We start from the raw sequence: 26017 nt of genomic DNA, 5'->3' as shown, positions 1-26017 counted from the left end.
ACACCGTGGTGCTGCGCGCGAAGGTCGACGCTGCTGCCCGGTTCAACGAACTGCTGGCGCACACCCGCGACGCCGCACTGGGGGCGTTCGGCCACCAGGGCATCAACCTCGTCGCACCGGCGAACTCCGACCACGCGGCGGAGCTGGATTACTGGCGCACGCTGTTGGCCGAGCCGCCGGACCCGCTCGAGCTGCCCGGCCCGCACGGCTCGGCGGTACCTCGCACCCTGCGCGCCGGATTGTGCACCCGCACCTTGCCGGCCGAGTTGATGGCCGGCATCGCCGAGCTGGCACGCAGCAGCGGCGCTACGCCCTACATGGTGATCGCCGCGGCGTTGTCGGCGCTGATCTACCGCTACACCGCCACCGACGACTTCCTCATCGCCTCACCGGTGCTCAACCGCACCGCCGGTACCGAAGGCGCCATCGGCTACTTCGGCAACACCGTGGTGCTGCGCGCGAAGGTCGACGCTGCTGCCCGGTTCAACGAACTGCTGGCGCACACCCGCGACGCCGCACTGGGGGCGTTCGGCCACCAGGGCATCAACCTCGACCGGGTGGTGCGTGAACTCAACCCGGATCGCCGGCACGGGGGAGTGGAACGACTCACCCGGCTCAGCTTCGGTTTCCGGTCGACACACGGGGGCGGCTTCCAGCCGGACGGGATCACCTGCACCCGAGCCGATTACCGCGGCAAGATCGCCCAGCTGCCGCTGGGAATCATGGTGGAGGCCGGCGGCTCACACGATGGCGGCGCGCTGATCGAGGCCGAGTACCTGCACGACGTGCTCGACGAGGCATTGGTCGAGCAGTTGCTGCGCCACCTGGTGCAGCTGCTGTCCGCCGCGGTCGCCCAGCCTGAGACGACCATCGGCGAGCTGGACATCCTCGGCGACGACGACCGGACCTGGCTGGACGCGATTTCCCGCGGACCCGACTTCGCCCCGCCCCCCGAGGCGCCGGCCACCCTGGGCTCGCTGGTGGCCGACCGGGCTGCGGCCACCCCGAACGCCATCGCCGTCGTCGACGACCACGGCAAGTACAGCTACGCCGAGATCAACGCACGCGCCAACCGAATCGCACACCACCTGATCGCCGCCGGCATCGGCACCGAGGACAAGGTCGCGGTGCTGTTCGGCCGCTCGACGGACTTGGTGGTCACCGCCCTGGGCATCGCCAAAGCCGGCGCCGCCTACGTTCCCGTCGACCCCGAATACCCGCCGGACCGTATCGAATTCATCCTCGGCGACGCCCGGCCGTCGATAGTGCTGCGTGAGCCGCTGACCGTCGACGAGCTGGCCGGCCGTCCCGACACCGACCCGACCGACGCCGACCGGGTGCGGCCGCTGCGACCGGAGAATCTCGCCTACCTCATCTACACCTCGGGTTCGACGGGGCTGCCCAAGGGCGTCGAGGTATCCCACGCCCCGATCACCGAGTACCTGCTCTGGTTCGGCGACGAGTACGGCATCGATGACACCGACGTACTGCTGCAGGTCGCCTCACCGAGCTTCGACGTGTCGATCGGCGAACTGTTCGGAACCCTGGGAAACGGTGCGCGGCTGGTGATTCCGCGCCCGGACGGACTGCGCGACATCGGCTACCTGACCGACCTGCTGCAGCGTGAAGGCGTCACCGCCATGCACTTCGTGCCGTCGTTGCTGGGGCTGTTCCTGTCGCTGCCCGGGGTGAACCAGTGGCGCACCCTGCGGCGCATCCCGATCGGCGGCGAACCGCTGCCGGGTGAGCTCGCGGACAAATTCCACGCCACCTTCGATGCCCTGCTGCACAACTTCTACGGCCCCACCGAGACCGTGGTCAACTCCTCCCGCTACAAAGTGGAAGGCCCCCAGGGCAACCGGATCGTGCCGATCGGCAGCCCCAACATCAACACCACCATGTGGCTGCTCGACGACGCCTTGGCGCCAGTGCCGGTCGGGGTGATCGGCGAGATCTACATCGGCGGAACGCATGTGGCGCGCGGCTACTTCGACCGCCCCGGCCTGACCGCGGAGCGCTTCGTCGCCGACCCGTGGACACCCGGCCAGCGGCTGTACCGCACCGGTGATCTGGCCCGCCGCAATGCCGCCGGCGACCTGGAATTCATCGGCCGCGCCGACGACCAGGTCAAGGTCCGCGGCTTCCGGATCGAACTCGGCGAGGTGGCCTCGGCCATCTCGGTGGATCCCAGCGTCGGCCAGTGCGTGGTGGTGGTGTCGGACCTCCCCGGGCTGGGCCGCAGCCTGGTCGCCTACCTGACCCCCGCCGGCCCGGGCGCTGGCGAAGAGACCGTCGAGATTCCGCGGATCCGCGCCCGGGTGGCCGCGGCATTGCCGGAATACATGGCGCCGGCGGCCTACGTGGTGGTCGATGACATCCCGATCACCGCGCACGGCAAGATCGATCGCGCTGCGCTGCCCGACCCGCAGCCTGTCGAGAGCACGCCCTACCGGGAGCCGCAGACCGACACCGAACACGTGGTGGCGCAACTGTTCGCCCAACTGCTCTCCCGCGACAAGGTGGGTGCTGACGACTCGTTCTTCGACCTCGGCGGTCACTCGCTGCTGGCCACCAAACTGGTGGCGGCGATCCGCGCCCGCTGCGAGGTGGAGATCGGCATCCGGGAGATCTTCGAGGCCAGCACGGTGGCCCGGCTGGCCGCCGCGATAGACACCGCACCTGCCGCACAAGGCGACGAGGCGGGGCTGGGGCGGCCGGCGCTGGTCGCGGTGCCGCGGTCCGGGAATCTACCGGTGTCGGCATCCCAGCTGCGCACCTGGTTCGCCTACCGACTGGACCCCGGCGCCACCGGCGACAACATTCCGCTGTCGGCCCGGCTCACCGGCCCCTGCGACACCGCTGCCCTGACCGCCGCGATCGGCGACGTGGTGGCCCGACACGACAGCCTGCGCACCACGTTCACCGAGATCGACGGGCTGCCCCACCAGGTCATCAACGCGCCCGCGCCGGTGCAGGTGACCGAACTGCAGTGTCCGGAAATCGATCCGGGCGCCGTCACGGCGTGGACCAAGGCCCGACTCGATGAGCAGCGCGCCATCGCGTTCGACCTGGAACGGGATTGGCCGATCCGCGCGGCACTGCTGCACCTGCCCGGCGACGAACGGGTGCTGTCCCTGGTGGTGCATCACATCGCCGCCGACCACTGGTCGGTCGAGGTGCTCTTCACCGACCTGCTGATCGCCTACCGGTCTCGGGCCGCCGGCTCCGCGCCGGCATGGGAGCCGCCGGCGTTGCAGTACGCCGACTTCGCGCACTGGCAGGGCGAACTGCTGCGTGACGAGTCCGGGTTGATCGAGGCGCAGCGCCGCTACTGGATCGAACAACTTGCCGGCCTGGCCGACGACACCGGGCCGCGGCCGGACTTCCCCCGCCCCGCCACCGCGAACGGCTCCGGCGACTCCGTCGCATTCACCGTCCCCCCGCAGGTGCGGGCCGGGCTGGCGGCGCTGGCCCGTGAGACCGGCGCCACCGAGTTCATGGTGGTGCAGGCCGCGGTCGCGGTGCTGCTGCACCTGGCCGGCAGCGGCGACGACATCCCGCTCGGGGTGCCGATCGCCGGACGCACCGACAACGCCCTGGACAACCTGGTCGGGTTCTTCGTCAACATCGTGGTGCTGCGAAATCGGCTGTCCGGCAACCCGACCCTGCGTGAGGTGGTGACCCGGGCGCGGGAGGCGGCCCTGGGCGCCTACGCGCATGCCGACCTGCCCTTCGACCGGCTGGTGGAGGCGCTCAACCCGGTCCGGACGCTGTCGCGCAACCCGCTGTTCCAGGTGGTGGTCCACGTCCGCGAGGCCGCCGACGTCACCCACGTCATCGACACCGGTCCGGACGGCGACTTGGTCTTCCGCACCGTGATGCCGACGTTCGACATCGCGCACGCCGACCTGTCGGTGAACCTGTTCACCACCGTGGACGCCGACGGTGACGGCTATGACGGACATCTGATCTACCGCACCGACCTCTACGAGCGCGCCACCGTGCAGCGGCTGGCCGATTGGCTGGGCCGGGTGCTGGCCACCATGGCAGGCGATCCGGGACGGGCGCTGCGCGACATCAGCCTGGTCGACGACGAGCAGCGCGACCGCATCCTGCACCAGTGGAGCCGCGGTGCCGAGGCTCCCGCGGGTGACCCGCGCACTATCGCCGACGTGCTGGCGCCCAGCCGCAGCTTCGACGGCATCGCGGTGCGCTGCGCCGGAGCCGAGCTCACCTACCCGCAGCTGCACCAGCGCTCCGACCGGCTCGCCGAGCTGCTGATCGCCGCCGGCGTGGAACCCGGAACCCTGGTGGGCCTGTCGGTGCGCCGCGACCTGGATCTGCCGGTGGCGCTGGTCGGCATCATGAAGGCCGGCGCCGGCTACTTCCCGCTGGACCCGAGCTATCCGCGCCAGCGCCTCGAGTTCATGATCGACGACGTCTTCTTGAACGATGCGGCGCCGAAGGTGATCCTGGTCAGCAGCGCCACCCGGGACGCGATTCCGGCAAGCGACGGTGTGACGCTGCTGTGCCTGGACGATGCCGATGTGCAGGTGGAGCTGACCAAAGACGCTGCCGGGGTGGATCTTCCGGTGCCGCACCCCGACGACCCGATGTATCTGGTGTTCACCTCCGGTTCCACCGGCCTGCCGAAGGGTGTGCTGGGCACCCACCGGTCGATGAGTGCCCGGCTGAACTGGCAGCTCGCCCACTACCCGGTGGCCGGTGAGGACATCCGGCTGGCCCAGTCGTCGATGACGTTCCTGGAGGGTGGCATGGAGATGCTGGCCGGGCTGGCCGCCGGGGCGACGCTGATTCTGGCCGACGACAACGAGTTCCGTAACCCCGAGGCACTGGCACGGCTGATCGTGGACGAGCGGGTGGCTCAGGTGACGGCGGTGGCCAGCCTGATCTCCGTGCTGGCCGACTCCGACGGTGGTTCAGCGAGGCTCGACGGAGGAGAGGCGAAGCTGGGACCGCCGCATGAATCCGGCGACACGTTGCGCGGGCTGCGCCGTCTGGTGTGCAGCGGCGAGCCGGTGTCGGCGGACCTGCTGGCCCGGCTCGGCGGGGCACTCGACCCGAACGCTCAGCTGCTCAACAACTTCGGTGCCACCGAAACCTCCGGCGCGGTGGTGCGCGGTGAACTGGAGCCGCCCACACCGAAACTGGGCCGGCCCACACCCGGGTCGCAGGCCTATGTGCTCGACGACGCGCTGCAGCCGGTGCCGCCCGGGGTGGTCGGCGAGGTCTACTACGCGGGCCCGCAGATCGTCCGCGGCTACTGGAAGCGGCCGGGGCTGACCTCGACCCGCTTCGTCGCCAACCCGTTCTCGCAGACGCCCGGCGACCGGCTCTACCGCAGTGGCGACCGGGCCCGGTGGACCGTCGACGGGGTGTTGGAATTCGTTGGCCGCACTGACCACCAGGTCAAGGTGCGGGGCTTCCGGGTGGAGTTGGCCGAGGTGGAGGCCGCACTGCGCGGCGCACCCGGAGTGGCGTCGGCCGCTGCCCGCACCTGGGAGCAGCGCGGCGGCACCACGCTGGCCGGCTACCTGGTACCCGCCGCACCGGTCACCGACGCGGCGGAGTTCATCGCGTCGGTGCGTGCGGCCGTGGCCGCGACGCTGCCCGGCTACATGGTCCCGTCCTCGTTGACGGTGCTCGACGCCATGCCGCTGACGGACTCCGGGAAGCTGAACCGGCCCGCGCTGCCGCAGCCGGCGGTGGCCACCCGCGGGGAGTCGGATCCGCCGGTCACCGCCACCGAACAGACGCTGGTCGGAATCTGCGCCGAGTTGTTGGGTGTTGCGGCGATCGGGCGCAGTGACGGCTTCTTCGAACTCGGCGGCGACAGCATCCTGTCGGTGCAGCTGGCCGCGCGGGCGCGTGCGGCGGGGCTGGACGTCGACCCGCGGATGATCTTCGAGCACCCGACGTTCGCCGAACTGGCCGCCGCTGTCGACGCTGCGGCTGCGGCCGGTGGCACCGCCGAATCGGCCGACACGGCGTTCGAGCCGATGAGCGTCTCGGGTCTGAGCAGCGACGCGCTGGCGGATCTGACCGCGGCATGGGGTGATTCGCCGTGACCGATACCTCCCAGCGGGTTGCCCCGGCGATCGAGGACGTGCTGGCGCTCTCCCCGCTGCAGCAGGGATTATTCTCGCTGGCCAAGCTTGCCACCGATGACGGGGGTGCGGTCGACGGTGTCGACATCTACACCGTGCAGTTCGTCATCGATATCGTGGGCGCCGTCGACGCCGCGTTGCTGCGCCGCAGTGCCGACGTGATGCTGGCCCGGCACGCCAACCTGCGGGCGTCGTTCTGGGACGTCGACCTGCCGCACCCGGTGCAGATCATACCGGCGACAGCGGTTCTGCCGTGGCGGGAGATCGAATCTGCGCCAAGTGAATTCGACGAGATCGCGCGCATCGAACGCACCACGAACTTCGATTTGGCCCGCGGGCCGCTGCTGCGCTTCGTGCTGATCCAGTCCGCCCCCGAGCGGTACCGGCTGATTCTCACCGTGCACCACCTGCTGCTCGACGGGTGGTCGATGGCAGTGTTCTTCGACGAAATGGTGGCGATCTACCGCGCCGGCGGTGTCGACCCGCTGCCCCCGCCACGCCCTTACCGCGACTACATCGGCTGGCTGACAAGTCAAGACACCGACGCCGCGACGCAGCGGTGGCGCGACTACCTGGCGCCGCTGAGCGCCCCGACGATCCTGGCCGGCGAGCGAGCCGCGGTGGGCAGCGCCGTCCCGCAGACCCACGAGGTCGCGCTGGACACCGCTGCCACCGAGCGTCTCACCGAGTGGGCACGCCGGCACGGGCTGACGCTGAACACGGTGCTGCAGTTCGCCTGGGCGGTGCTGCTCGGCCGGCTCACCGACCGGACCGACGTGGCGTTCGGCGCGGTGGTGTCGGGCCGCCCGCAACAGCTCACCGGCGTCGAGACCATGGTCGGCCTGTTCATCAACACTGTCCCGGTGGCCGCGTCGACACCGCCGCGCGCCGAGGTGGTCGCCACCTGCCAAGCGCTGCAACGCGATACCGCCGCCATGCGCGACCTGGGGTACCTGAGCCTGTCGACGGTGCAGCGGGCCAGCGGTAATGCGGTGTTCGACACCCTGCTGGTGTTCGAGAACGCACCGATCGGCTCAGCGTCGGCCGGGGTCACCACGCCCGACGGCGTGCGCTTCATCCCGGTCACGGTGGAAAGCCTCACGCACTACCCGCTGACCCTGGTCAGCTACCCGCCCCGCGACGGCCGGCTCACCGTGCTGCTCGAGGCCATTCCGGATGCGCTGGGGGAATTGAAGATTCCGGATCTGGGACGGCGCCTGCTGCAGGTGCTGCGCCAGCTTCCCGACCCGGCGCGGCCCCGCATCGCCGACCTGGACGTGCTGCTGCCCGCCGAGCGGGCCCGCATCACCGATCCGGTGGACCGCCGCACTAACCCGGCCACATCGGTGCCCGCCCTGTTCGCGGCGGCCGCCGCGGCGCACCCCGACAGTCCGGCGCTCACCGGTGAAAACCGCAGCCTGACCTACGCCGAGCTGGCGGCCGAATCCGCTGGGCTGGCGCGGGCATTGGCCGGGCGCGGGATCGGTCCCGAAGACCGGGTCGCGATCGCGCTGCCCCGCTCGCTGGATTCCGTCATCGCGATCCTGGCAGTGCTGCAGGCCGGGGCGGCCTACGTGCCCGTGGACATCAGCCTGCCCGAAACGCGCATCGAATCGATTCTGCGCCAATCCGATCCGAAGCTGGCACTGACGGTCGAACTACTAACCGAGCTGCGTTCCGACGATGCCGTGCAGCGCCGGACCCCGACCGCGATCCACCCCGACTCGGCCGCCTACGTGATCTTCACCTCCGGATCCACCGGAGAACCCAAGGGCGTCGTCGGCACCCACCGCGCGCTGGCGTCGTACTTCGCCGACCACCAGCAACGCATGTACGCACCCGCGGTCGCGCGCCTGGGCCGGGCACTGCGCGTCGCGCACGCCTGGTCGCTGAGTTTCGACGCGAGCTGGCAGCCGCTGGTCGGCCTGCTGGGCGGTCAGAGTGTGCACCTGTTCTCCGCCGAGGAGATGCGGGATGCCGAAGCGATCATCGACGGCATCCGCCGCCACCGGCTGGACATGATCGACACCTCACCGTCGATGTTCACCCAACTGTTCGACGCCGGGCTGCTTGACGCCGGCTCCGACCACCGCCTCACCGTGCTGGCGCTCGGCGGCGAGGCGATCGCGCCGCACACCTGGGCGCGACTGCGTGCGGCGCCCTCGACGGCAGTCCACAACTGTTACGGGCCCACCGAGACCACGGTGGAAGCCGTCGTCGCCGACGTCGCCGACACCGATGTTCCGGTGATCGGGGAAGCGGTGCGGGGCATGAGCGCCCACGTGCTGGATTCTGCGCTGCGCGAGGTGCCCGACGGGGTGGCCGGCGAGCTGTACCTGGCCGGCGCGCAGGTCACCCGCGGCTACCTGGGCCGCGCCGGGGCGACCGCGGCCCGCTATGTCGCCGACCCGTTTCGTGCCGGCGGTCGGATGTATCGCACCGGGGACCTGGTCCGGCGCCGGGTCGACGGCCGGCTGGTCTACCTCGGCCGTGCCGACGACCAGGTCAAGGTGCGCGGCTACCGGGTCGAGATCGCCGAAGTCGAGGCGGCACTGGCCGCGGCGACCGGGGTGACCGCGGCCGCGGTACTGCCCGTGCAGGGGCCGGCCGGAACCCAGCTGGCCGGCTTCGTCACCGGCGCGCAGGTGGACACAACCCGGGTGCGCGCCGAGCTCGGCACCCGACTGCCGTCCTATCTGATGCCGGCCCGCATCACCGCGGTGGAATCGATGCCCTTGACCTCCAACGGAAAACTGGATGCCGAGGCGCTGCTGGCATTGGCCGGTCCCTTCGTCGGCGGTGGAGTCGAGGCGGTCACTGACACCGAGAAGGTCTTGGTGGAGCTGCTCGCCGAAGTGTTCGGCGGTGTGGCCCCCGGTGTCGAGACCGATCTGCGTGAGCTGGGCTTGGACAGCATCGTCGCGCTGTCGATGGTGCGGGCGGCCCGCCGGCGCGGCCTGCCGTTGCGTCCGCGGACCGTCTTGAGCTGTAACACGATTCGCGATGTTGCCGCCGCCTTGGACCGAGAAGTCGCCGAAGCCGACGAAGCGGCGCAGCGCGACGGCTCGGCTGCGGCCCACGGGCCGGTTCCGCTGCTGCCGGCCGGCCGCTGGCTCTACCAATACGGCAGCCCACGCCGGCTGGGGCAGGTCGAAGCGATCCGGCTGCCCGACGACATCGACGGTGAGCGGCTGCGGGCCGCATTGGCCGCGATTGTCGCCGCGCACCCGCTGTTGCATGCCCGCCTTGACCGGGCCGAGCTGACGCTGTTCCCGACCCAGCCGGTCGACGTCCTGACCGAGGTCACGGTCACCGCGGCCGACCTTTCGGTGGTCACCGAGCACGGCACCCGACTGTTGGAGAGCCTGGATCCGGAGAACGGAGTCATGCTGCGGGCGGTGTGGCTGCGCGTGCCCGACGGCGCAGGGGTGCTGATCCTGTGCGGGCACGTACTGGCACTGGATCCGGTGTCGTGGCAGGTGATTCTCGGTGAACTGCACGCCGCGCTGGCCGGGGCCGATCCGCTGCCGGAGCGCAGCGGTTACCGGCGCTGGGCGACCGCGTTGCAGGAGCGTGCGCAGAGCCTGGACACGGTGGACTTCTGGGCCGCCCAGCTGGCCGGCGACGACCCGGATCTGGGTGCTCGGCGAGTCGACCCGCAGCGCGATCGCGCCGGTGATCTCACGGTGTCGGTGACCGTAGCCGACCCGACGCTGACCGCTGCGCTGTTGGCCTTGCCGGTTCCGATGCATGACCTGCTGGTCGCGGCGACCGCGCGGATGGTCACCGCTTGGCGGGCTCGCCGCGGGCAGACCCGCGCGACACCGCTGCTGGCGTTGGAGACCCATGGGCGTGCCGAGGAGATCGTGACCGGTGTCGACACCGCCGACATCGCCGGTCTGCTGTCGGCGATCTATCCGCTGCGAGTGGCCCAGGCCGACCCGGCAGGGGTGGCGCGCGCACTCGCCGACATCCCGGGTGGCGGAATCGACTACGGGCTGCTGGCCTACCTGCGTGCCGACACCGCCGACCGGCTGGCGGCCCAGCCGGGGCCGCAGCTGCTGCTGAACTACCTGGGCCGGGTCGACCGGGCAGGCGGCGGGCCGGACGTGGCACCGGACCTGATCGCCGCGCTGCCGTCGGTGCCCGAGCCCGACCAGGCGGTGCGTCACGAGCTGAGCATCTTCGCCGCGGTGGCCGACCTCGGGGCGGGGCAGGCGCTGATGACCCAGTGGCGCACGCTGCCCGATATTCTCGGCGACGCCGAGATCGTGCAGCTGCAAGAGCTGTTCACCGACAGCCTGGGCGACCTGGTGGAGGAACTGCGATGAGCACACTTGCGGTGGTGGGCGCGGGGGCCAAGGCGGTCGCGGTGGCCGCGAAGGCCGCCGTGCTGCGCGACATGGGAGTCGCCGCGCCGGACGTGGTCGCCGTCGAACGCACCGAGGTCGCCGCCAACTGGCGTGCCTCCGGAGGCTGGACCGACGGCGCGCACCGGCTGGGCACCAGCCCGGAGAAGGACGTCGGCTTCCCCTACCGCTCGGCACTGGTGGCCGGCCGCAATGCCGAACTCGACGAGCGCATGACCCGCTATGGCTGGCAGTCCTATCTGATCGCCACCGGCCAGTTCGCCGAATGGGTGGACCGGGGCCGGCCGGCCCCCACCCACCTGCGGTGGAGCCAGTACCTGCGCTGGGTGGCCGACGCGGTGCGGCTCAACGTGATCCCCGGTGAGGTGGAGCGGCTGGGGGTGAACGGCGCCGGGTGGGTGCTGCACACGAGGGAGGCCTCCCGGGAGACTACGGTGGCCGCAGACGCGGTGATGATCACCGGGCCCGGCCAGGCCGAGAAGTCGATCCTGCCCGGCAACCCGCTGGTGCTCTCCATCGCACAGTTCTGGCACCGGGCCGCGGCCGACCGGATCAGCGCCGAGCGCGTTGCAGTTATCGGCGGCGGTGAGACCGCCGCATCGATGCTCAATGAGCTTTTCCGGCACCGGGTTTCGACGATCACCGTGATCTCCCCGCAGGTGACGCTGTTCACCCGAGGGGAAGGTTTCTTCGAAAACACCTTGTTCTCCGATCCCATCGACTGGACCGCGCTGACGTTGGCCGAGCGGCGAGATGCGCTGGCCCGCACCGACCGCGGGGTGTTCTCGGCCCGGGTGCAGGACGCGCTGCTGGCCGACGACCGGATCCGCCACCTGCGGGGCCGGGTGGCGCACGCGGTCGCCCGCGACAGCCGAATCCGACTGACGCTGAGCACCAACCGCGGCGGTGAGAACTTCGAGACCGTGCACGGATTCGACCTGGTCATCGACGGCTCCGGCGCCGACCCGCTGTGGTTCGTGTCGCTGTTCGGCCAGGACACCCTGGACCTGCTCGAGCTGGGCCTGGGCGGGCCGCTTACCGGCGACCGGCTGGCCGAGGCCATCGGACACGACCTGGCCGTCAGCGATGTCACCCCGAAGCTCTTCCTGCCCAACCTGGCCGGCCTCACCCAGGGGCCCGGTTTTCCCAACCTGAGCTGCTTGGGACTGCTGTCCGACCGGGTGCTGGGCGCCCACCTTTCTGCCGCGCCACCGACACCGAGGAGATCCGATGAGCACCAATCCCTTTGACGACGAAAACGGCAGCTTCTACGTGCTGATCAACGACGAGGAGCAGTACAGCCTCTGGCCGACGTTCGCCAACGTTCCTGCTGGGTGGCGAGTGGTCTACGGAGCTGAACAGGGTGCCGCCCGGGCGGCATGTTTGGAGTACGTCGAGCAGCACTGGAACGACCTGCGGCCCAAGAGTCTTCGTGATGCCATGGCGGCCGGCGAAGGCTAGGAGCCTGAAGTTCGGATAACCCAGGCCGGCGAGCGGTGTACCTGTCGGTGCTGACCGCTACCATTCGCCCATGTCGTTGGCGGCGGGTGACGTGTTCGCGGAGTACACCGTGGTGCGGTTGTTGGGCTCCGGCGGGATGGGCGAGGTTTACCTGGCCGAACACCCCCGGCTGCCGCGGCGCGACGCGCTGAAGGTGCTGCCCGCAGACGTGTCGGCCGATGTCGACTTCCGGGTGCGGTTTCACCGCGAGGCCGACCTGGCCGCGACGCTGTTTCACCCGCACATCGTCGGCGTGCACGACCGCGGGGAACACCGCGACCAGCTGTGGATCGCGATGGACTATGTCGATGGAGCGGATACGGCGTGCCTGCTGCGGAATCGCTATCCCTCAGGGATGTCCCTGCCGGAGGTAGCGGAGATCGTAACCGCGGTTGCCGACGCGCTCGACTACTCACATGCCAAGGGGCTGCTGCACCGCGACGTCAAGCCCGCCAATGTGCTGCTGGCTGGTCCCGGGATGGATCATCGACGAATCCTGTTGGGCGACTTCGGTATCGCCCGCCGGCTTGATGAGGTCAGTGGTCTGACCGAGACGAACATGACGGTGGGCACGGTTAGCTACGCTGCACCCGAACAGCTGATGGGCGCAGAGATCGACGGGCGAGCCGACCAGTACGCGCTGGCTGCCACGGCATTTCACCTGCTGACCGGATCGCCGCCATTTGCCCACTCCAACCCTGCGGTGGTGATCGGTCGGCACCTCACCGCGCCGCCACCTCGCGTGAGCGAGGTGCGTCCGGAGCTTGCCGGCCTCGACGGGGTGCTGGCCAAGGCGATGGCCAAGAATCCGCGTGAGAGGTTCGGGTCCTGCGGCGAATTCGCTAGGGCGTTTTGCGGCCACGACGCCACGATCGCCGCGCCCGCGGCGGCCCGGGCGTCGGCGTGGCGGCCGCCGAATCGGGTGGTTCGGGCCGCAACCGTCATTCCGACGGTCTTGGCGCTGCTGCTGATCGGTGCGATCGTGTACCTGGGCGTGCAGTTGTCGCATTCCCGCGTGCTGGCGACCGCACCGCTGACCAGCCCTGTCACTTCGCTTCCGTCCCCGCCGCTGCCGAGCACTGCGCTCCCGTCCGTGGCCGCTGCCCCGCCGCCCAGTCCGGTATCGCCACCGGTCACTGTGACCGTCACCACGACGCCGGCAATGTTGACCACGGCGCCGCAGGCGATGCCACTGATCCCGACGCTGGGGGCCGCCTGCAACCAGTTCGGCAAACTCGGTGGCGACCCGGCCAACGGATCGGTGGTCTGTGACGGCCGGGTATGGGTGCTGTCGGTCAACCCGACGGAGGTGCACACGATCGGCACGCCGTGCGACGGGGTGCGCAGGTACACCATGGCACGCTCTGACGACGGTCTGTTGATCACGTGCCTGCCGACCAACGGCGGCGGCACAGACTCGCTGGCCGGCCCGGGATCGACTTGGCAGATCTATCGACCGTGAGCCTGCCGCTGGTCAGCCGGCGAGGGTAGATTGGCAGGACCGACACCGTCGTCGGAGTGAATGGGAATTTCGGGTTTGTCCGCGGGCGCGGCAGGGGTGCCGCCCGCCCGAGATGGGGGTTTGCACAGTGAGAATGTTCGCAGCAGGGGTGGCGGCGCTCGCCGCAATCGGAGTAGTGACTGCATACCCGACGGCGACCGCCGTCGCCGGTGCGCCTATCCCGCTGGAGCCCGCTCCGCCGGCACCGGCTCCCGCTCCGGCGCCGCCGGCTCCGTCCGGTGTGCCGCTGCCCACGACCGGTGAGGTGTCGGGCATGCTGACCAGGCTCAGCGACGCCGGCATCGGCTACAAGGAGAAGGCTGACCTGGTCGAGAACGGTATCACGCAGCACGAGGGCCACGAGCTCGACAGCGAGCTGCGCAAGGACTACCGCGACGGTGAGCTGCCCTACAACTTCGACGTGATCAACGTCGTCCAGACGGGCGAGGGCCAGGGGCTGGCCAACGTCACCATCTCCGGCCCCAAGATGCCTGCGCCGCAGACGGTCCCGCTGCAGCTCGTCGACCAAGGCCGCTGGGTGCTGTCGCACGACTCGGCGACGCAGCTGATGCAGATCCTCGCGGCCCACTAGCCGCATAACGGGTCGGTCAGCCGTTGAGGCGGCCGAACATGCCTTTCTGCGCCCGGTAGAGCCCGGGGAACTCGGCGAAGAGCCGGTCGTAGACCGCGTGATTGGCGGCCACGGGCTCGAACACGCCGTCGAGCGGGATCAGATCGCGTAGCTCGTCGCGATCCAACTCGCCGATCCCGATCCCGGCGAACAGCGCCGCGCCCCGCAACTGTGCGTTCAACGGGTCGGCCACCCGTTCGCAGGTACGGCCGGTGACATCGGCCATGATCTGGCACCACAGGTCCGAGCGCGCCCCGCCGCCGACGATCCGGATCGGTACGGCGGTGGGGGTGAACCGATTCACGCATTCGAGCAGCCAGCGGCTGTTGTAGGCGACCCCTTCGAGCACCGCGCGCACCAGATCGGCGCGGGTGGTGGCCAGCGACAGGTTGTGGAAACCGCCGCGCGCACGGCGGTCGTCGACGGGGGAGTGCTCGCCTTTGAGCCAGGGCGTGAAGATCAGCCCGTTCGAGCCGGCCGGTGCACCCGCCGCCAGCGCGGTCAGGGCGTCGTAATCGAGATCCTCGAACACGTTGTCGCGCAACCACTGCAGTGCCCGCCCAGCGGTGTCCTGGTTGTTCACCAGCAGGTAGGACGTCGGGTCGAGGCCGGCAACGGTGGCCAGCTGGTGGAACGCATCGGTCTTTTTGAACGCCACGGGGCAGCTGATCCACGACGTGGTGGAGATGGTCAGGTGCAGCTCACCTTGGCGCACCGCACCGGAACCCACCGCCGCGGCGTGCAGGTCCGGGGTGCCGGTGACCACCTGGGCCGTGGGCGATATGCCGAGTTCGGCGGCAACCGACGGCGCCACCGGACCGATGATGGAACCGGTCGGCACCAGCGGCGGCAGCTTCGCCCGGTCGACACCGGACAGCCGCACCAGCACGTCGTCGTAGTCGAGCACGCCCAGGTTGCGGTTGTTGGTGAGCCAGCTGCCCATCATCGAAGCCCGCGATGCCGCCGCCCGTCCGGTGAAACACATGCCGAGGTAGTCGACCGGCTCCAGCAGCCAGCGGGTCGCCGCGAAGACCATCGGGTCGCCGTGCTGCAGGTGCAGCATGTGCCCGACCGGGTCGTCGCCGCTGGGCGAGGGGATGCCGCCGTTGCGGCGAAGCCAACTGAGCAGGACCCGTGGCCGATAGCCGGCCACCCGACCGCCGAATACCTTGCGGCTGTAAGGCGCACCGCGGGTGTCCATCCACATCACGCATGGGCCCGCCGGACGTCCCTCGGCGTCGACCGGGACGGTGCTGGCCCACTGCCCGGTGATCGACACCCCGGCCACCTGCTCGCCGCGCACCCCGCTCTCGGCCAGCCCGCGCTTGGTGGCGTCGCGGATGATCTCCCACCACAGACCGGCGTCCTGGGTGGCGGCCCCGTCCGGCCCATACTCGGTCGAGACCTCGACGAGGTCCGACCACAGCACGGTGCCGTCCAACGACACGAACCCGACTTTCGGGCCGCCGGTGCCGAGGTCGACGGCCAGAACGACGCGATCGATGCGCTCCGCACTGCTCATAGGGGCGGCAAGGACTGCTGGGTGTCGAGGATGTGCTCCATGAACCCTTCGATGAACTGAGCCGCCTCCTCGGTCATCCCGCCGGGGACGCCGCCGTAGACGGCGGCGCTGATCGGCGCCTCACCGGCGGCGGTCTTCTTCTTGGCGTACTCGATCGCGTCGTCGAGGTCGGCGGTGAATGCCTCCACGACACCGGGCTGGGTCTGCGGCCGGGTCACCGCCATGTGGATGGCGTTGGGGTACTGCTGGCCGTTGAACCGCCAGCCCTTGGGCTTCATGGCGTCGGCCACGTGGTAGATGTCGAACTCGTCGGAGCGGAAGGCGAAACAGAATGTGGGCGAGCCGATGATCGTCAGTTCGGGGTGGCTGCGCACCGCGTCCTGCATCGCCGACGCCGTCTCCAAGATCGCCTTGGCGTAGCGCAGGTATCCCTCGCGGCCCAGCTGGACCATCGACGCCCACGCGGCGGCGATCAGCCCGCCTGAGCGGGAGCCTTCGATGCCCGGGGACATGTACTTGCCGCCGGTCCAATCCGGCAGGAAGAAGTACTGCGCGTTGCGGTACGCCTTGTCGCGGAACAACAGTGTCGAAGCGCCCTTGAGCGCGTAGCCGTACTTGTGGTTATCTGCCGAGATGCTGGTGACACCGGGAACACGGAAGTCGAAAAGCGGTATGTCATAACCCAACTCATTCGCGAACGGCAGTACGAAGCCGCCCAGGCAGGCATCGACGTGCAACCCCACCCCGCGCTCCTGAGCCAGCTGTCCCAACTCCGGGATCGGGTCGACGGTGCCGTAGCCGTAATTGCACGCCGAGCCCATGATCGCGATGGTGTTCTCGTCGATGTTGTTCGCCACCCACTCGACATCTACCTGAGCGGTCTGCGGGTCGACGGGCGCCTTGCGCAGCTCGATGCCGAACAGGTGACAGCCCTTGTCGAAGGCCGGGTGGCCGGTTTCGGGCTTGATGAAGTTCGGCCGGGTGATGCCCCGATGCTTGGCGGCGTGCTCCCGGTAGGCCAGCAGTGCATGGATGATGCTGCCGGTGCCACCCGTGGTGACCATTCCGACCGGCTGCCCGTCGGTGATGGCCTCGGCGTGCATCAGGTCCAGCGCCATCGCGATGATTTCGCCCTCGAACTTGGTGGCCGACGGGCAGATGTCGCGCTGCAGCACGTTCACGTGGGCGAACAGTCCAAACGCCTCATCGAGGAAGCGGTAGTGCTCATGGTCGCCGCAGTACATGGTCCCGGACACCTTGCCGGTTTCCCAGGTGGGGTCCTCGGCCTGCGCCATCTCACGCAGCTCCGCAAGCACCTCGTCGCGCGGCCGGCCTTGCTCGGGCAGCGTCCGGTTGACGGTGAAGCGGTCCGTATAGGGGAAATCGGACATGGTGAGAGCAGATCCTCCATCTTGAGACCCCGCCGGGTCGGAACCCCGAGGGATCATCGTGTTGTTGTGCACACGCGCAATAGCAGAGCTAACCATGGCCGACCGACGTGGTGTCACATCACGTCGCGCCCACTCCGTCGGTATCGTGCCGGCTGACCTCCGAGGCCCCGACAGCGGAATGGGTGAATTCACGACCTCCTGCGCGTCCGAATGTCGGCTGCGGGTGGGCAGTAAGAATTGTCACGCTATTGTTCAATGGCCGCGGGCCAAGAATGTCAAATCGCGGATGAGAATTCCAACACCAAAAACCTACGGCATTGACAAATTCTTGTTGTTAATCGGGTGCTCGGGAGTGAATGCGCGGCGCTATGCCACGCCCAGGCTGTCCAACACCGCCGGGTGCAACGCCGTGTTGGTGGCCACCGCGCTGCCGCCGTGTGGGCCGGCAGCGCCGTTGAGGCCCGTGAACGTCCCGCCCGCCTCCCGCACCAGGATGTCGAGCGCGGCCAGATCCCACAGTGACACCGTGGGCTCGGCAACGATGTCGAGTGCGCCCTCGGCGAGCAGGCAATAGGCCCAGAAGTCGCCGTAACTGCGCGTTCGCCACACGGTGTCGGTCAGATCCAGGAAGCGCTGTCGCAGTCCGAGCTGCGCCCACTGCTTGAGTCCCGCGAACGACAGGCTCGCCGAGCCCAGGTCAGCCACCGCCGAGACCGACAGCCGTCGCGGCGCCGCCCCGCCGACCACGGCGAATGCGCCCAGACCATGGGCCGCCCACCACCGTCTGCCCAACGCGGGAGCGCTGATGGCGCCGACGCGCGGCACGCCGTCGTCAAGCAGGGCGATCAGGGTGGCCCACACCGGCACCCCGCGCACGAAGTTCTTGGTTCCGTCGATCGGGTCGATGACCCACTGGCGGCCGCTGAAGGTTGCACTGCCGCCGAACTCCTCACCCAGCACGTCGTCATCGGGCCGGTCCCGGGCCAGGGCGTCGCGCAGCGCGACTTCGACCGCGCGATCGGCGTCGGTGACCGGAGTGAGGTCCGGCTTCGTGTCGACCCGCAGGTCCAGTGCCCCGAATCGGTCCATGGTCATGGCGTCGGCGAGGTCCGCCAGACCCAGCGCCAGGGCCAAATCGTCATTGACGGATGCGGCTGCAATTCCCACAAGCCGGAGACAGTACCACCGAGTTGAGGCCTTTCGATGTCTGCCGGCGAAATGGACGAATTATGGGATCGCGTCGATGATATGCAAAACTGGTCGCCGCGGGAGCATTTCTTCGCCGTGACTCATATCGGCACCACGACATTTTTCCTGGTCACTGCTGCGTGCCGCCGCCGACTCGATCAGGGGAATCCAGCTGAGGGGGCCTACGGTGACCGCGTACACGCAGACGCTGGCCGGCACCACGTACCAGTTCGACGGGCTGATCGATCTGCTGGCCAAGGCCACCCCGCGCCGATCCGGTGACGAACTGGCCGGCTGCGCCGCCGCCAGCGACGCCGAGCGAGCCGCCGCGCAGTGGGCGCTCGCCGACGTCGGCTTGGACACCTTCCTGCACGACCTGGTGGTGCCCTACGAGTCCGACGAAGTGACCCGGCTGATCATCGATCGCCATGACCGCGAGAGCTACCGGGCGGTGTCGCATCTGACCGTCGGCGGTCTGCGGGACTGGCTGCTGGAAGTGGCGGCGACGCCGACAGCGGCCGACACCCTGCGCCGAGTCGAGCCCGGACTGACCCCCGAGATGGTCGCCGCGGTAAGCAAACTCATGCGGAACCAGGACCTGATCGCGGTCGCGCGATCGGTCTCGGTCACCAGCGCGTTCCGCACCACGCTGGGCCTGCCGGGCCGGCTGGCCACCCGGCTGCAGCCCAACCATCCGACCGACGACCCGCGGGGTGTCGCCGCGGCCACTCTCGACGGACTGCTGCACGGATGCGGCGACGCGGTGATCGGCATCAACCCGGCCACCGACTCACCGCAGGCGACCGCCGATCTGCTGTACCTGCTCGACGACATCCGGCTGCGTTACCAGATACCGACGCAGTCCTGCGTGCTCTCGCATGTGACCACGACCATCGAGCTGATCGAGCAGGGCGTCCCGGTCGACCTGGTGTTCCAGTCGATCGCCGGGACCGAGGGGGCCAACCGCAGCTTCGGTGTGAGCCTGGATCTGCTGCATACCGCCCACGAGGCCGGGCGTTCACTGCAGCGCGGGACCGCCGGGGACAACGTGATGTACTTCGAGACCGGGCAGGGCTCGGCGCTGAGCGCGCACGCGCACCTGGGCGGCGACGGCCGGCCTGTCGATCAGCAGACCCTGGAGGTCCGGGCCTACGCGGTGGCCCGCGAGTTCTCGCCGCTGCTGGTCAACACGGTCGTCGGTTTCATCGGGCCGGAATACCTCTACGACGGCAAGCAGATCGCCCGGGCCGGGCTGGAAGACCACTTCTGCGGCAAGCTGCTCGGCCTGCCGATGGGCGTCGACGTCTGCTACACCAATCACGCCGAAGCCGACCAAGACGACGTGGACACCCTGCTCACGCTGCTCGGTGTCGCCGGCTGCAACTTCGTCATCACCGTCCCGGGAGCCGACGACGTGATGCTGGGCTACCAGAGCATGTCCTTCCATGACGCGCTCTACGCGCGCCGAGTGCTGGGCCTGCGTCCAGCTCCCGAGTTCGAGGCATGGCTACAGGGGATCGGTATCGCCGACGAGTCCGGTCGGGTGCTTCCGAGTGCGGTGGAGCGCTCACCGTTGCGTTCGCTGGCGGCACCGGCGTGAGCGCCGTCTGGCAGGACCTGCGCCGCCACACCCAGGCGCGGATCGGGCTCGGCCGCTCCGGCGACGCGCAGCCCACCCGTAGCGTCCTGGAGTTCCGGGCGGCCCATGCCCTGGCTCGCGACGCGGTGCGCCAATCGTTCGACGTCGGGCGCCTGGCGCGGCAGGTGGCCGAAGTGGGGCTCGGTGAACCCGTCGCGGTGACCAGCCGGGCAAGCAGTCGTCAGGAGTATCTACGGCGCCCCGACCTGGGTCGCCTGCCGAACGATCTGAGCCAGATTCCTTGCACTGCGGCCGAGGTGGGCTTCGTGCTGTGTGACGGGCTGTCTCCGAGGGCGCTGACCGAACACGGTGTTGCGTTGCTGCGCGCGCTGACCGATGTGGTGGGTGCCCACCGTACGATCGCCGCGCCGGTGATCGCGACCGGTGCCCGGGTGGCGCTCGGCGACCACATCGGCCAGGCGATGGGCGTCCAGACCATTGTGGTGCTGATCGGCGAGCGGCCGGGTCTGTCGGTGGCCAGCAGCCTCGGGCTGTACCTGACGCACCTGCCGCGGCCGGGACGCAGCGACGCCGAACGCAACTGCGTGTCCAACGTGCACCCCCCGGACGGTCTCGGCTACCTCGATGCGGCCCGCGTCATCGACGCCCTGATCACCGGCGCGCGGACACTGGGCCGGTCGGGGGTCGACTTGAAAGCGGTGTCGGTGGGTGCACTGGACGGGTCGCGTTCAACCATCCTCGACCAACACGTGGTGTCCTAAGATCGAGCACCATCGACATCAACACGCGAAAGCTGCGCCACTTCGTGGTGGCTGCTGAAGAACTGCACTTCAGTCGGGCAGCGGCGCGCGTGTACCTGGCGCAGCAGGCACTGAGCCGCCAGATCAAAGACCTCGAAGACGAACTCGGCGCCAAGCTGTTCGACCGAACCACCCGCAACGTGACGCTGACGCCCGCCGGCGAAGTCTTCTTGGAGGGAGCGCGCGCGGTCTTGGCCGCGCTGGACAGCGCCGCCGCCGCCGCGGAGCAGGCAGCCCGCGGGGTGGTCGGCACGCTGCGGCTGGGGTACGTACCGGGCGCGGCGCTCGAACTGACGGCGCCGATCATTGCCGAGTTCCGGGAACGTCACCCCGACGTCACCATCGAGATGCGGGAATTCCAGGTCAGCGATCCGTCGGCCGGGTTGGCGTCGCGGGCTGCCGACGTGACCTTCCTGCGGCTGCCCCAGAGCACGCCCAACATCACGACCGAGATCCTGGCGGTCGATCCCGTCGTCGCCATGGTGTCGGCCTCGCACCGGCTTGCCGGACGGACGTCGGTGTCGGTGCGAGACCTGCTCGACGACCCGATCACCCAGTCGTCCAGCGTCGACGAAGCCCATCACGCGTTCTGGAGCCTGGCCGCGGCGCGGACCGACGCGACGAAGGTCGACGTGGTGCGCGCCGACTCGATCACCGAGGAAGCACAGGTGGTCGCCGCCGGGGCGGCCATCGCTGTCACCAGCGCGGCAGCCGCGCACTTCATGCCGGCGACCGGCGTCCGGTTCGTGCCGATCGAGGACTGGCCCGGCTCGGCGATCGCGGTGGGCTGGACCGACGACGAGCCGTCACCGCTCGTCTCCCGCTTCGTCGAGGTCGCCTGTTTGGTGCGGGATCGGGAGCCGGACATCGTGCACGGCATCGAGCACCGGCTGCTGGCGCCGTCACCGTAAAATCGAGGGCGGCCGTAGCTGTTCGAAGCAGGAGGTGAGCACCCCATGGGCGTGGCTGATGATCGCCGCTTTGAGGTACTGCGGGCCATCGTCGCGGACTTCGTCGCCACCAAGGAGCCGATCGGCTCCAAAGCCCTGGTCGAACGGCACAATCTGGGGGTTTCCCCGGCCACGGTTCGCAACGACATGGCGGTGCTGGAGGCCGAGGGGTACATCGCCCAACCGCACACCAGTTCCGGGCGGGTGCCCACCGAGAAGGGCTACCGGGAGTTCGTCGACCGTATCGACGACGTCAAGCCGCTGTCGGCCGCCGAGCGCCGGGCGATCCTGTCGTTTCTGGACTCCGGTGTCGACCTCGACGACGTCCTCCGCCGCGCGGTGCGCACCCTGGCGCAGCTGACCCGCCAGGTGGCCGTCGTGCAGTACCCGACTCTGTCGGTGTCGACCGTGCGCCGCCTCGAGGTGATCGCGCTCACCCCGGCGCGGTTGCTGCTCGTGGTCATCACCGACTCCGGCCGGGTCGATCAACGGATCGTCGAACTCGGCGACCCCATCGACGACCACCAGCTCAGTCAGCTGCGGGAGATGCTCGGCGCCGCGCTGGACGGGAAGCGGATCTCGGCGGCGTCCACCGCCGTCGCCGAACTCGCCGGGCACCTGGACGGGCGCAGCGGGCTTGCCCCCGGTCTGGCTAACGCGGTCGGTCGCTCGGCGACCGTGCTGCTGGAATCGCTGGTCGAGCACCGCGAGGAGCGCCTGTTGCTGGGCGGTACGGCCAACCTGACCCGCAACGCCGCCGACTTCGGCAGCTCACTGCGGTCGGTGCTGGAGGTTCTCGAAGAGCAGGTTGTGGTGCTGCGGTTGCTGGCCGTGCAGCAGGAAGCCGGTAAAGTCACGGTGCGCATCGGTCACGAGACCGAGGCTGAGGAGATGGCCGGCGCCTCGGTGGTGTCCACCGCGTACGGGTCGCAGGGCACTGTGTACGGGGGTATGGGGGTGCTGGGTCCCACCCGGATGGACTATCCGGGAACTATCGCCAGTGTCGCTGCGGTTGCTATGTACATCGGTGAAGTGCTCGGGGCTCGCTAACCTCCGGCCGGCAGACGTTGGGAAGGGTCAGGCGTGGCACGCGACTATTACGGCTTGTTGGGCGTCGATAAGGACGCTAGCGACACCGAGCTCAAGCGCGCCTATCGAAAGCTGGCGCGCACCTATCACCCCGACGTCAACCCCGACGAGGCGGCGCAGGCCAAGTTCAAGGAGATCAGCGCCGCCTACGAGGTGCTGTCCGACCCGGAGAAACGCCGGATCGTCGACCTCGGCGGCGACCCGCTGGAGAACGGCGCCGGCAACGGCTTTGGTGGATTCGGCGGCTCCTCGGGCTTTGGCGGCCTCGGGGATGTGTTCGAAGCGTTCTTCGGCGGCGGCGCGGCCTCGCGCGGCCCGATCGGACGGGTGCGGCCGGGGTCGGACTCGCTGCTGCGCCTGCGCCTGGACCTCACCGAGTGCGCTACCGGGGTGACCAAGCGCGTCACCGTCGACACCGCGGTGCTGTGCGATCGCTGCCAGGGCCGCGGGACCAACGGGGATTCGCGCCCCATGACGTGCGACACCTGCCACGGCCGCGGCGAGGTGCAGAGCATGCAGCGCTCGCTGCTGGGCCAGGTCATGACGTCACGGCCGTGTCCTACCTGCCGCGGAGTCGGCGAGGTGATTCCGGATCCGTGCCACCAGTGCGGCGGCGACGGCCGGGTGCGCTCACGTCGTGAGATCAGCGTCAAGATCCCCGCCGGAGTCGGCGACGGCATGCGCGTTCGGCTGGCTGCCCAGGGCGAGGTCGGCCCGGGTGGGGGACCGGCCGGTGACCTCTACGTCGAGGTGCACGAGCAGCCCCACGACATCTTCGCCCGCGACGGCGACGACCTGCACTGCCACATCTCGGTGCCGATGGTCGACGCGGCGCTGGGCACCACCGTGACCGTCGACGCGATCCTCGACGGCGCCACCGAGATCACCATCCCGGCCGGCACCCAGCCGGGGGCGACCATCGTGCTGCGCGGCCACGGCATGCCGCAGGTGCGGACCGGGGCGCGCGGTGACCTGCACGCCCACATCGAGGTGGTGGTCCCCGAGCGCCTCGACAGCCACGACAACGAGCTGCTGCGCCAGTTCAAAGAGCACCGCGACCGCGAGACCGCCGAAGTCCGCTCGGCGCACGCGCCGCAGAGCGGCGGGCTGTTCAGCCGACTGCGCGAGACCTTCACCGGGCGCTGAGCCCGCGGTGGCCGGCCTGTTCTACGTCGACGCGCTGCCCGAGGTGGGTGCGCTTGCCGTGGTCGGCGGCGACGCCGGCTTCCACGCGGCGACGGTGCGCCGGATCCGGCCCGGTGAGCAGCTGACGCTCGGTGACGGCGCCGGCGTCGTGGCGCAGTGCCAGGTCGAGGAGGCCGACCGCAGCGGATTGCGGGTCCGGGTGCTCGACCGTAGCCAGGTCGCACCGCCGGCCCCGCCGGTGACCGTGGTGCAGGCGCTGCCCAAATCCGAACGATCCGAGCTGGCGATCGAGCTGGCCACCGAGGCCGGTGCCGACGCCTTCGTGGCCTGGCAGGCCGACCGGTGCGTGGCCCGCTGGGACGGCCCGCGAGCCGACAAGGGAGTACGACGCTGGCAGGCGGTCGCCCGGGCGGCCGCCGGGCAATCCCGCCGCGCCCACATTCCGCCGGTGGCTGGCGTGCTGGCGACTTCGGAGCTGGTGTCGTGGGTCGGCGAACAGGTCACCGGCGGCACGACGGTGCTGGTATTGCACGACGCGGCGGCAGCCGGGTTGCCCGACGTGTCCGCGGCACCGGCACTGGCCCTGGTGGTCGGGCCCGAAGGCGGTATCACCGAGGCGGAGCTGACGGCGCTGACCGGCGCCGGCGCCGTCGCCGCCCGGCTCGGACCGACCGTGCTGCGCACCTCCACCGCGGCGGCGGTCGCGCTGGGTGCGCTCGGGGTGCTGACCCCGCGCTGGGGGATTGACTAACCCCGCGGGAGCGGTGCCGTCGCTGAGCATCAGCGACGGCTACGCGGTGTATCGGGGTCCGGTGGGCGGCGGCGGCCCGATCCACCGCCACGGCGCCTTCCAGATCGTCGTCGCCGGGCGAGGCGAAGTGGCGATGGTGGACCCGGCAGGAACGCGTCATCAGACTGCCGCACTGGTCGTCTCGCCGATGGCGCCGCACCGCATCCTGGCCATCCGCGACCTGGTCACCTATTTCATCGAGCCGCACTGCCTGTTCGCCGACCAGCTGCGGCAACGCTATGACGCCGGGATCGCCGCCGCTCCCGAGCTGGGGGAGCTGCGCGAGTCCGATGTCGCGGCCGCCTGCCGGGGCCAGTCGCAGGAGCTGGATCCGCGCCTGGTGACGGCACTGGCACTGCTGGCAGACAGCAACATCGCGATGCCGAGCCTGGCTGCCGAGATCGGCCTGTCGCCGCAGCGCCTGCGCGCGCTGGCGCGCCGGGAACTGGGGATGCCGCTGTCCCGTTGGCGGGTCTGGTCACGGCTGCGTCGGGCCGTCGAAGCCCTGCAGTCGGGCATGCCGTTGGCGCAGGCCGCGATCGCCGCGGGCTTCGCCGATCAGGCCCACTTCACCCGTCAGATGCGGGAGATGATGGGCCTGACACCGTCGGTGGTGCTGCAGGCTCTGGCGTGATCACCGTTTGCGGGCGGTATAGATCGAGATCGTCCCGTTGATGGTGGCCACCACGTCGGCTTCGCGAACCTCGGTGAAGCCGGCGGCCGAAATCAGCTCCGGGAGAACACCATCGGCGTTGGGCTGGGTATCGGTCTTGCCGTCGGCGAACTGGACGAACCGAAACGCCAGGCGCATCAGCCGGGTCCGTTGCAACCCGAAGTCGGCGATCACCAGCCGCCCGCCCGGACGCAGCACCGCGAACATCGACGCCAGGATCGCACGCTTGACGTCCATCGGACATTGGTGCAACACCAGGCTGGATGTCACGCCGTCCATCGATTCCGCGCCCACCGATGCCACCAGGTCGTCGCCCATCCCGGTCAGCCAGCGAACGTGGCCGGCTGACTCGGACTCCGCATCCTTTTGCCGCGCCACCGCCAGGATCTCCGGATCGGGGTCCAGGCCCACGATCTTCGCCTGCGGCTCCACCCGAGCGGCCAGCAGCGCCAACGATCCGGTGCCGCAACCCACGTCCAGGATCGCGTCGCCGGGACGCGGCGCCAGGTGCATGACGGTCAGGCTCCGCCACAGCCGCTCTCGCGTCAGCGCCACCACGTAGTCGAAGAACCGGGCCGGCGCCAAGCGGCCCAGGGCAGGGGTGAAGGTTTCCTCGCTCATACCCGGCAGTTTCGCCCGCGCGGCACCATCCCGTCTTGAACGAACCGCTCATCGGCGACGGTAGGCGGTAGACTCAAGCGTCCGACTCATCGCCGTACCTACGGTACAAACCCCCAG

Annotated in this window: 17 protein-coding genes; 13 read left to right on the top strand and 4 right to left on the bottom strand. The window is 69.7% G+C overall.

What is annotated here, in order from left to right:
* The first annotated feature begins 8 nt into the window (after nucleotides 1-8).
* The 6 genes from ABW16_RS12955 to ABW16_RS12930 all read left to right on the top strand — a co-directional run bounded on the left by ABW16_RS12955 (nucleotide 9) and on the right by ABW16_RS12930 (nucleotide 14091).
* On the top strand, nucleotides 9-6089 hold the full coding sequence (locus tag ABW16_RS12955) for a non-ribosomal peptide synthetase (protein ID WP_233424760.1): 6081 nt from the start codon (nucleotides 9-11) through the stop codon (nucleotides 6087-6089).
* Nucleotides 6086-10459, top strand: coding sequence for a non-ribosomal peptide synthetase (locus ABW16_RS12950; RefSeq protein WP_047319565.1), 4374 nt, complete (start codon nucleotides 6086-6088; stop codon nucleotides 10457-10459). The genes ABW16_RS12955 and ABW16_RS12950 overlap by 4 nt, the downstream gene beginning before the upstream one ends.
* Nucleotides 10456-11748 carry an NADPH-dependent L-lysine N(6)-monooxygenase MbtG gene (mbtG, locus tag ABW16_RS12945; protein ID WP_047319564.1) on the top strand — a complete coding sequence of 431 codons (1293 nt, stop codon included), beginning with the start codon at nucleotides 10456-10458 and terminating at the stop codon, nucleotides 11746-11748. The genes ABW16_RS12950 and mbtG overlap by 4 nt, the downstream gene beginning before the upstream one ends.
* On the top strand, nucleotides 11729-11959 hold the full coding sequence (locus ABW16_RS12940; protein ID WP_047319563.1) for an MbtH family protein: 231 nt from the start codon (nucleotides 11729-11731) through the stop codon (nucleotides 11957-11959). Before mbtG ends, ABW16_RS12940 begins: the two co-directional genes overlap by 20 nt.
* Nucleotides 11960-12029: 70 nt before the next feature.
* Nucleotides 12030-13460, top strand: a complete 1431-nt coding sequence (locus ABW16_RS12935; protein WP_052956890.1) for a serine/threonine-protein kinase — start codon at nucleotides 12030-12032, stop codon at nucleotides 13458-13460.
* A gap of 175 nt (nucleotides 13461-13635) precedes the next feature.
* Entirely contained in the window at nucleotides 13636-14091 is a 456-nt protein-coding gene (locus tag ABW16_RS12930) for a hypothetical protein (RefSeq protein WP_052956889.1), read from the top strand.
* A gap of 16 nt (nucleotides 14092-14107) precedes the next feature.
* Here the strand turns inward: ABW16_RS12930 and ABW16_RS12925 are convergent, their stop codons facing one another.
* The 3 genes from ABW16_RS12925 to hisN form a co-directional block, all read right to left on the bottom strand.
* Nucleotides 14108-15652: a xylulokinase gene (locus tag ABW16_RS12925; protein WP_047319561.1), complete on the bottom strand. Its 1545-nt coding sequence runs from the start codon at nucleotides 15650-15652 to the stop codon at nucleotides 14108-14110.
* The gene (locus ABW16_RS12920; protein WP_047319560.1) at nucleotides 15649-17043 is read right to left on the bottom strand and encodes a pyridoxal phosphate-dependent decarboxylase family protein; all 1395 of its coding nucleotides are present in this window, start codon (nucleotides 17041-17043) and stop codon (nucleotides 15649-15651) included. Before ABW16_RS12920 ends, ABW16_RS12925 begins: the two co-directional genes overlap by 4 nt.
* Before the next feature lie 366 nt (nucleotides 17044-17409).
* On the bottom strand, nucleotides 17410-18204 hold the full coding sequence (gene hisN, locus ABW16_RS12915) for a histidinol-phosphatase (protein WP_412178206.1): 795 nt from the start codon (nucleotides 18202-18204) through the stop codon (nucleotides 17410-17412).
* Between the two features lie 214 nt (nucleotides 18205-18418).
* Here hisN and ABW16_RS12910 point away from each other — a divergent pair, with 214 nt between their 5' ends.
* The 7 genes from ABW16_RS12910 to ABW16_RS12880 are packed head-to-tail and all read left to right on the top strand — an operon-like array spanning nucleotide 18419 to nucleotide 25240.
* Nucleotides 18419-19831, top strand: a complete 1413-nt coding sequence (locus tag ABW16_RS12910; protein ID WP_047319559.1) for an ethanolamine ammonia-lyase subunit EutB — start codon at nucleotides 18419-18421, stop codon at nucleotides 19829-19831.
* A complete protein-coding gene (gene eutC, locus ABW16_RS12905; protein WP_047319558.1) occupies nucleotides 19828-20592 on the top strand; it encodes an ethanolamine ammonia-lyase subunit EutC in 765 nt (254 codons plus the stop codon). Before ABW16_RS12910 ends, eutC begins: the two co-directional genes overlap by 4 nt.
* 11 nt (nucleotides 20593-20603) lie before the next feature.
* Nucleotides 20604-21542: a LysR family transcriptional regulator gene (locus ABW16_RS27210; protein ID WP_047319557.1), complete on the top strand. Its 939-nt coding sequence runs from the start codon at nucleotides 20604-20606 to the stop codon at nucleotides 21540-21542.
* 45 nt (nucleotides 21543-21587) lie between these two features.
* Nucleotides 21588-22631 carry a heat-inducible transcriptional repressor HrcA gene (hrcA, locus tag ABW16_RS12895; RefSeq protein WP_047319556.1) on the top strand — a complete coding sequence of 348 codons (1044 nt, stop codon included), beginning with the start codon at nucleotides 21588-21590 and terminating at the stop codon, nucleotides 22629-22631.
* A 33-nt stretch (nucleotides 22632-22664) separates the two neighbouring features.
* The gene (gene dnaJ / locus ABW16_RS12890; RefSeq protein WP_047319555.1) at nucleotides 22665-23816 is read left to right on the top strand and encodes a molecular chaperone DnaJ; all 1152 of its coding nucleotides are present in this window, start codon (nucleotides 22665-22667) and stop codon (nucleotides 23814-23816) included.
* A 7-nt stretch (nucleotides 23817-23823) separates the two neighbouring features.
* Nucleotides 23824-24567 carry a 16S rRNA (uracil(1498)-N(3))-methyltransferase gene (locus tag ABW16_RS12885; RefSeq protein WP_047319554.1) on the top strand — a complete coding sequence of 248 codons (744 nt, stop codon included), beginning with the start codon at nucleotides 23824-23826 and terminating at the stop codon, nucleotides 24565-24567.
* Complete coding sequence (locus tag ABW16_RS12880; RefSeq protein ID WP_047319553.1) at nucleotides 24560-25240, top strand: helix-turn-helix domain-containing protein; 681 nt, start codon at nucleotides 24560-24562, stop codon at nucleotides 25238-25240. Before ABW16_RS12885 ends, ABW16_RS12880 begins: the two co-directional genes overlap by 8 nt.
* On the opposite strand, the gene ABW16_RS12875 is transcribed toward ABW16_RS12880, so the two are convergent.
* On the bottom strand, nucleotides 25241-25900 hold the full coding sequence (locus ABW16_RS12875; protein WP_047319552.1) for a class I SAM-dependent methyltransferase: 660 nt from the start codon (nucleotides 25898-25900) through the stop codon (nucleotides 25241-25243).
* Between the last annotated feature and the right edge of the window lie 117 nt (nucleotides 25901-26017).

The organism is Mycolicibacter heraklionensis (assembly GCF_001021505.1).
Taxonomy (GTDB): domain Bacteria; phylum Actinomycetota; class Actinomycetes; order Mycobacteriales; family Mycobacteriaceae; genus Mycobacterium; species Mycobacterium heraklionense.
This window is presented reverse-complemented; position numbering and strand designations above follow the sequence as displayed.

Bases quoted from the DNA above. Each gene is read 5' to 3' on its own strand.
- mbtG (WP_047319564.1), top strand. From the start codon at position 10,456: ATGAGCACACTTGCGGTGGTGGGCGCGGGGGCCAAGGCGGTCGCGGTG.
- ABW16_RS12940 (WP_047319563.1), top strand. From the start codon at position 11,729: ATGAGCACCAATCCCTTTGACGACGAAAACGGCAGCTTCTACGTGCTG.
- ABW16_RS12920 (WP_047319560.1), bottom strand. From the start codon at position 17,043: ATGTCCGATTTCCCCTATACGGACCGCTTCACCGTCAACCGGACGCTG.
- ABW16_RS12875 (WP_047319552.1), bottom strand. From the start codon at position 25,900: ATGAGCGAGGAAACCTTCACCCCTGCCCTGGGCCGCTTGGCGCCGGCC.
- ABW16_RS12935 (WP_052956890.1), top strand. From the start codon at position 12,030: ATGTCGTTGGCGGCGGGTGACGTGTTCGCGGAGTACACCGTGGTGCGG.
- ABW16_RS12925 (WP_047319561.1), bottom strand. From the start codon at position 15,652: ATGAGCAGTGCGGAGCGCATCGATCGCGTCGTTCTGGCCGTCGACCTC.
- hrcA (WP_047319556.1), top strand. From the start codon at position 21,588: ATGGGCGTGGCTGATGATCGCCGCTTTGAGGTACTGCGGGCCATCGTC.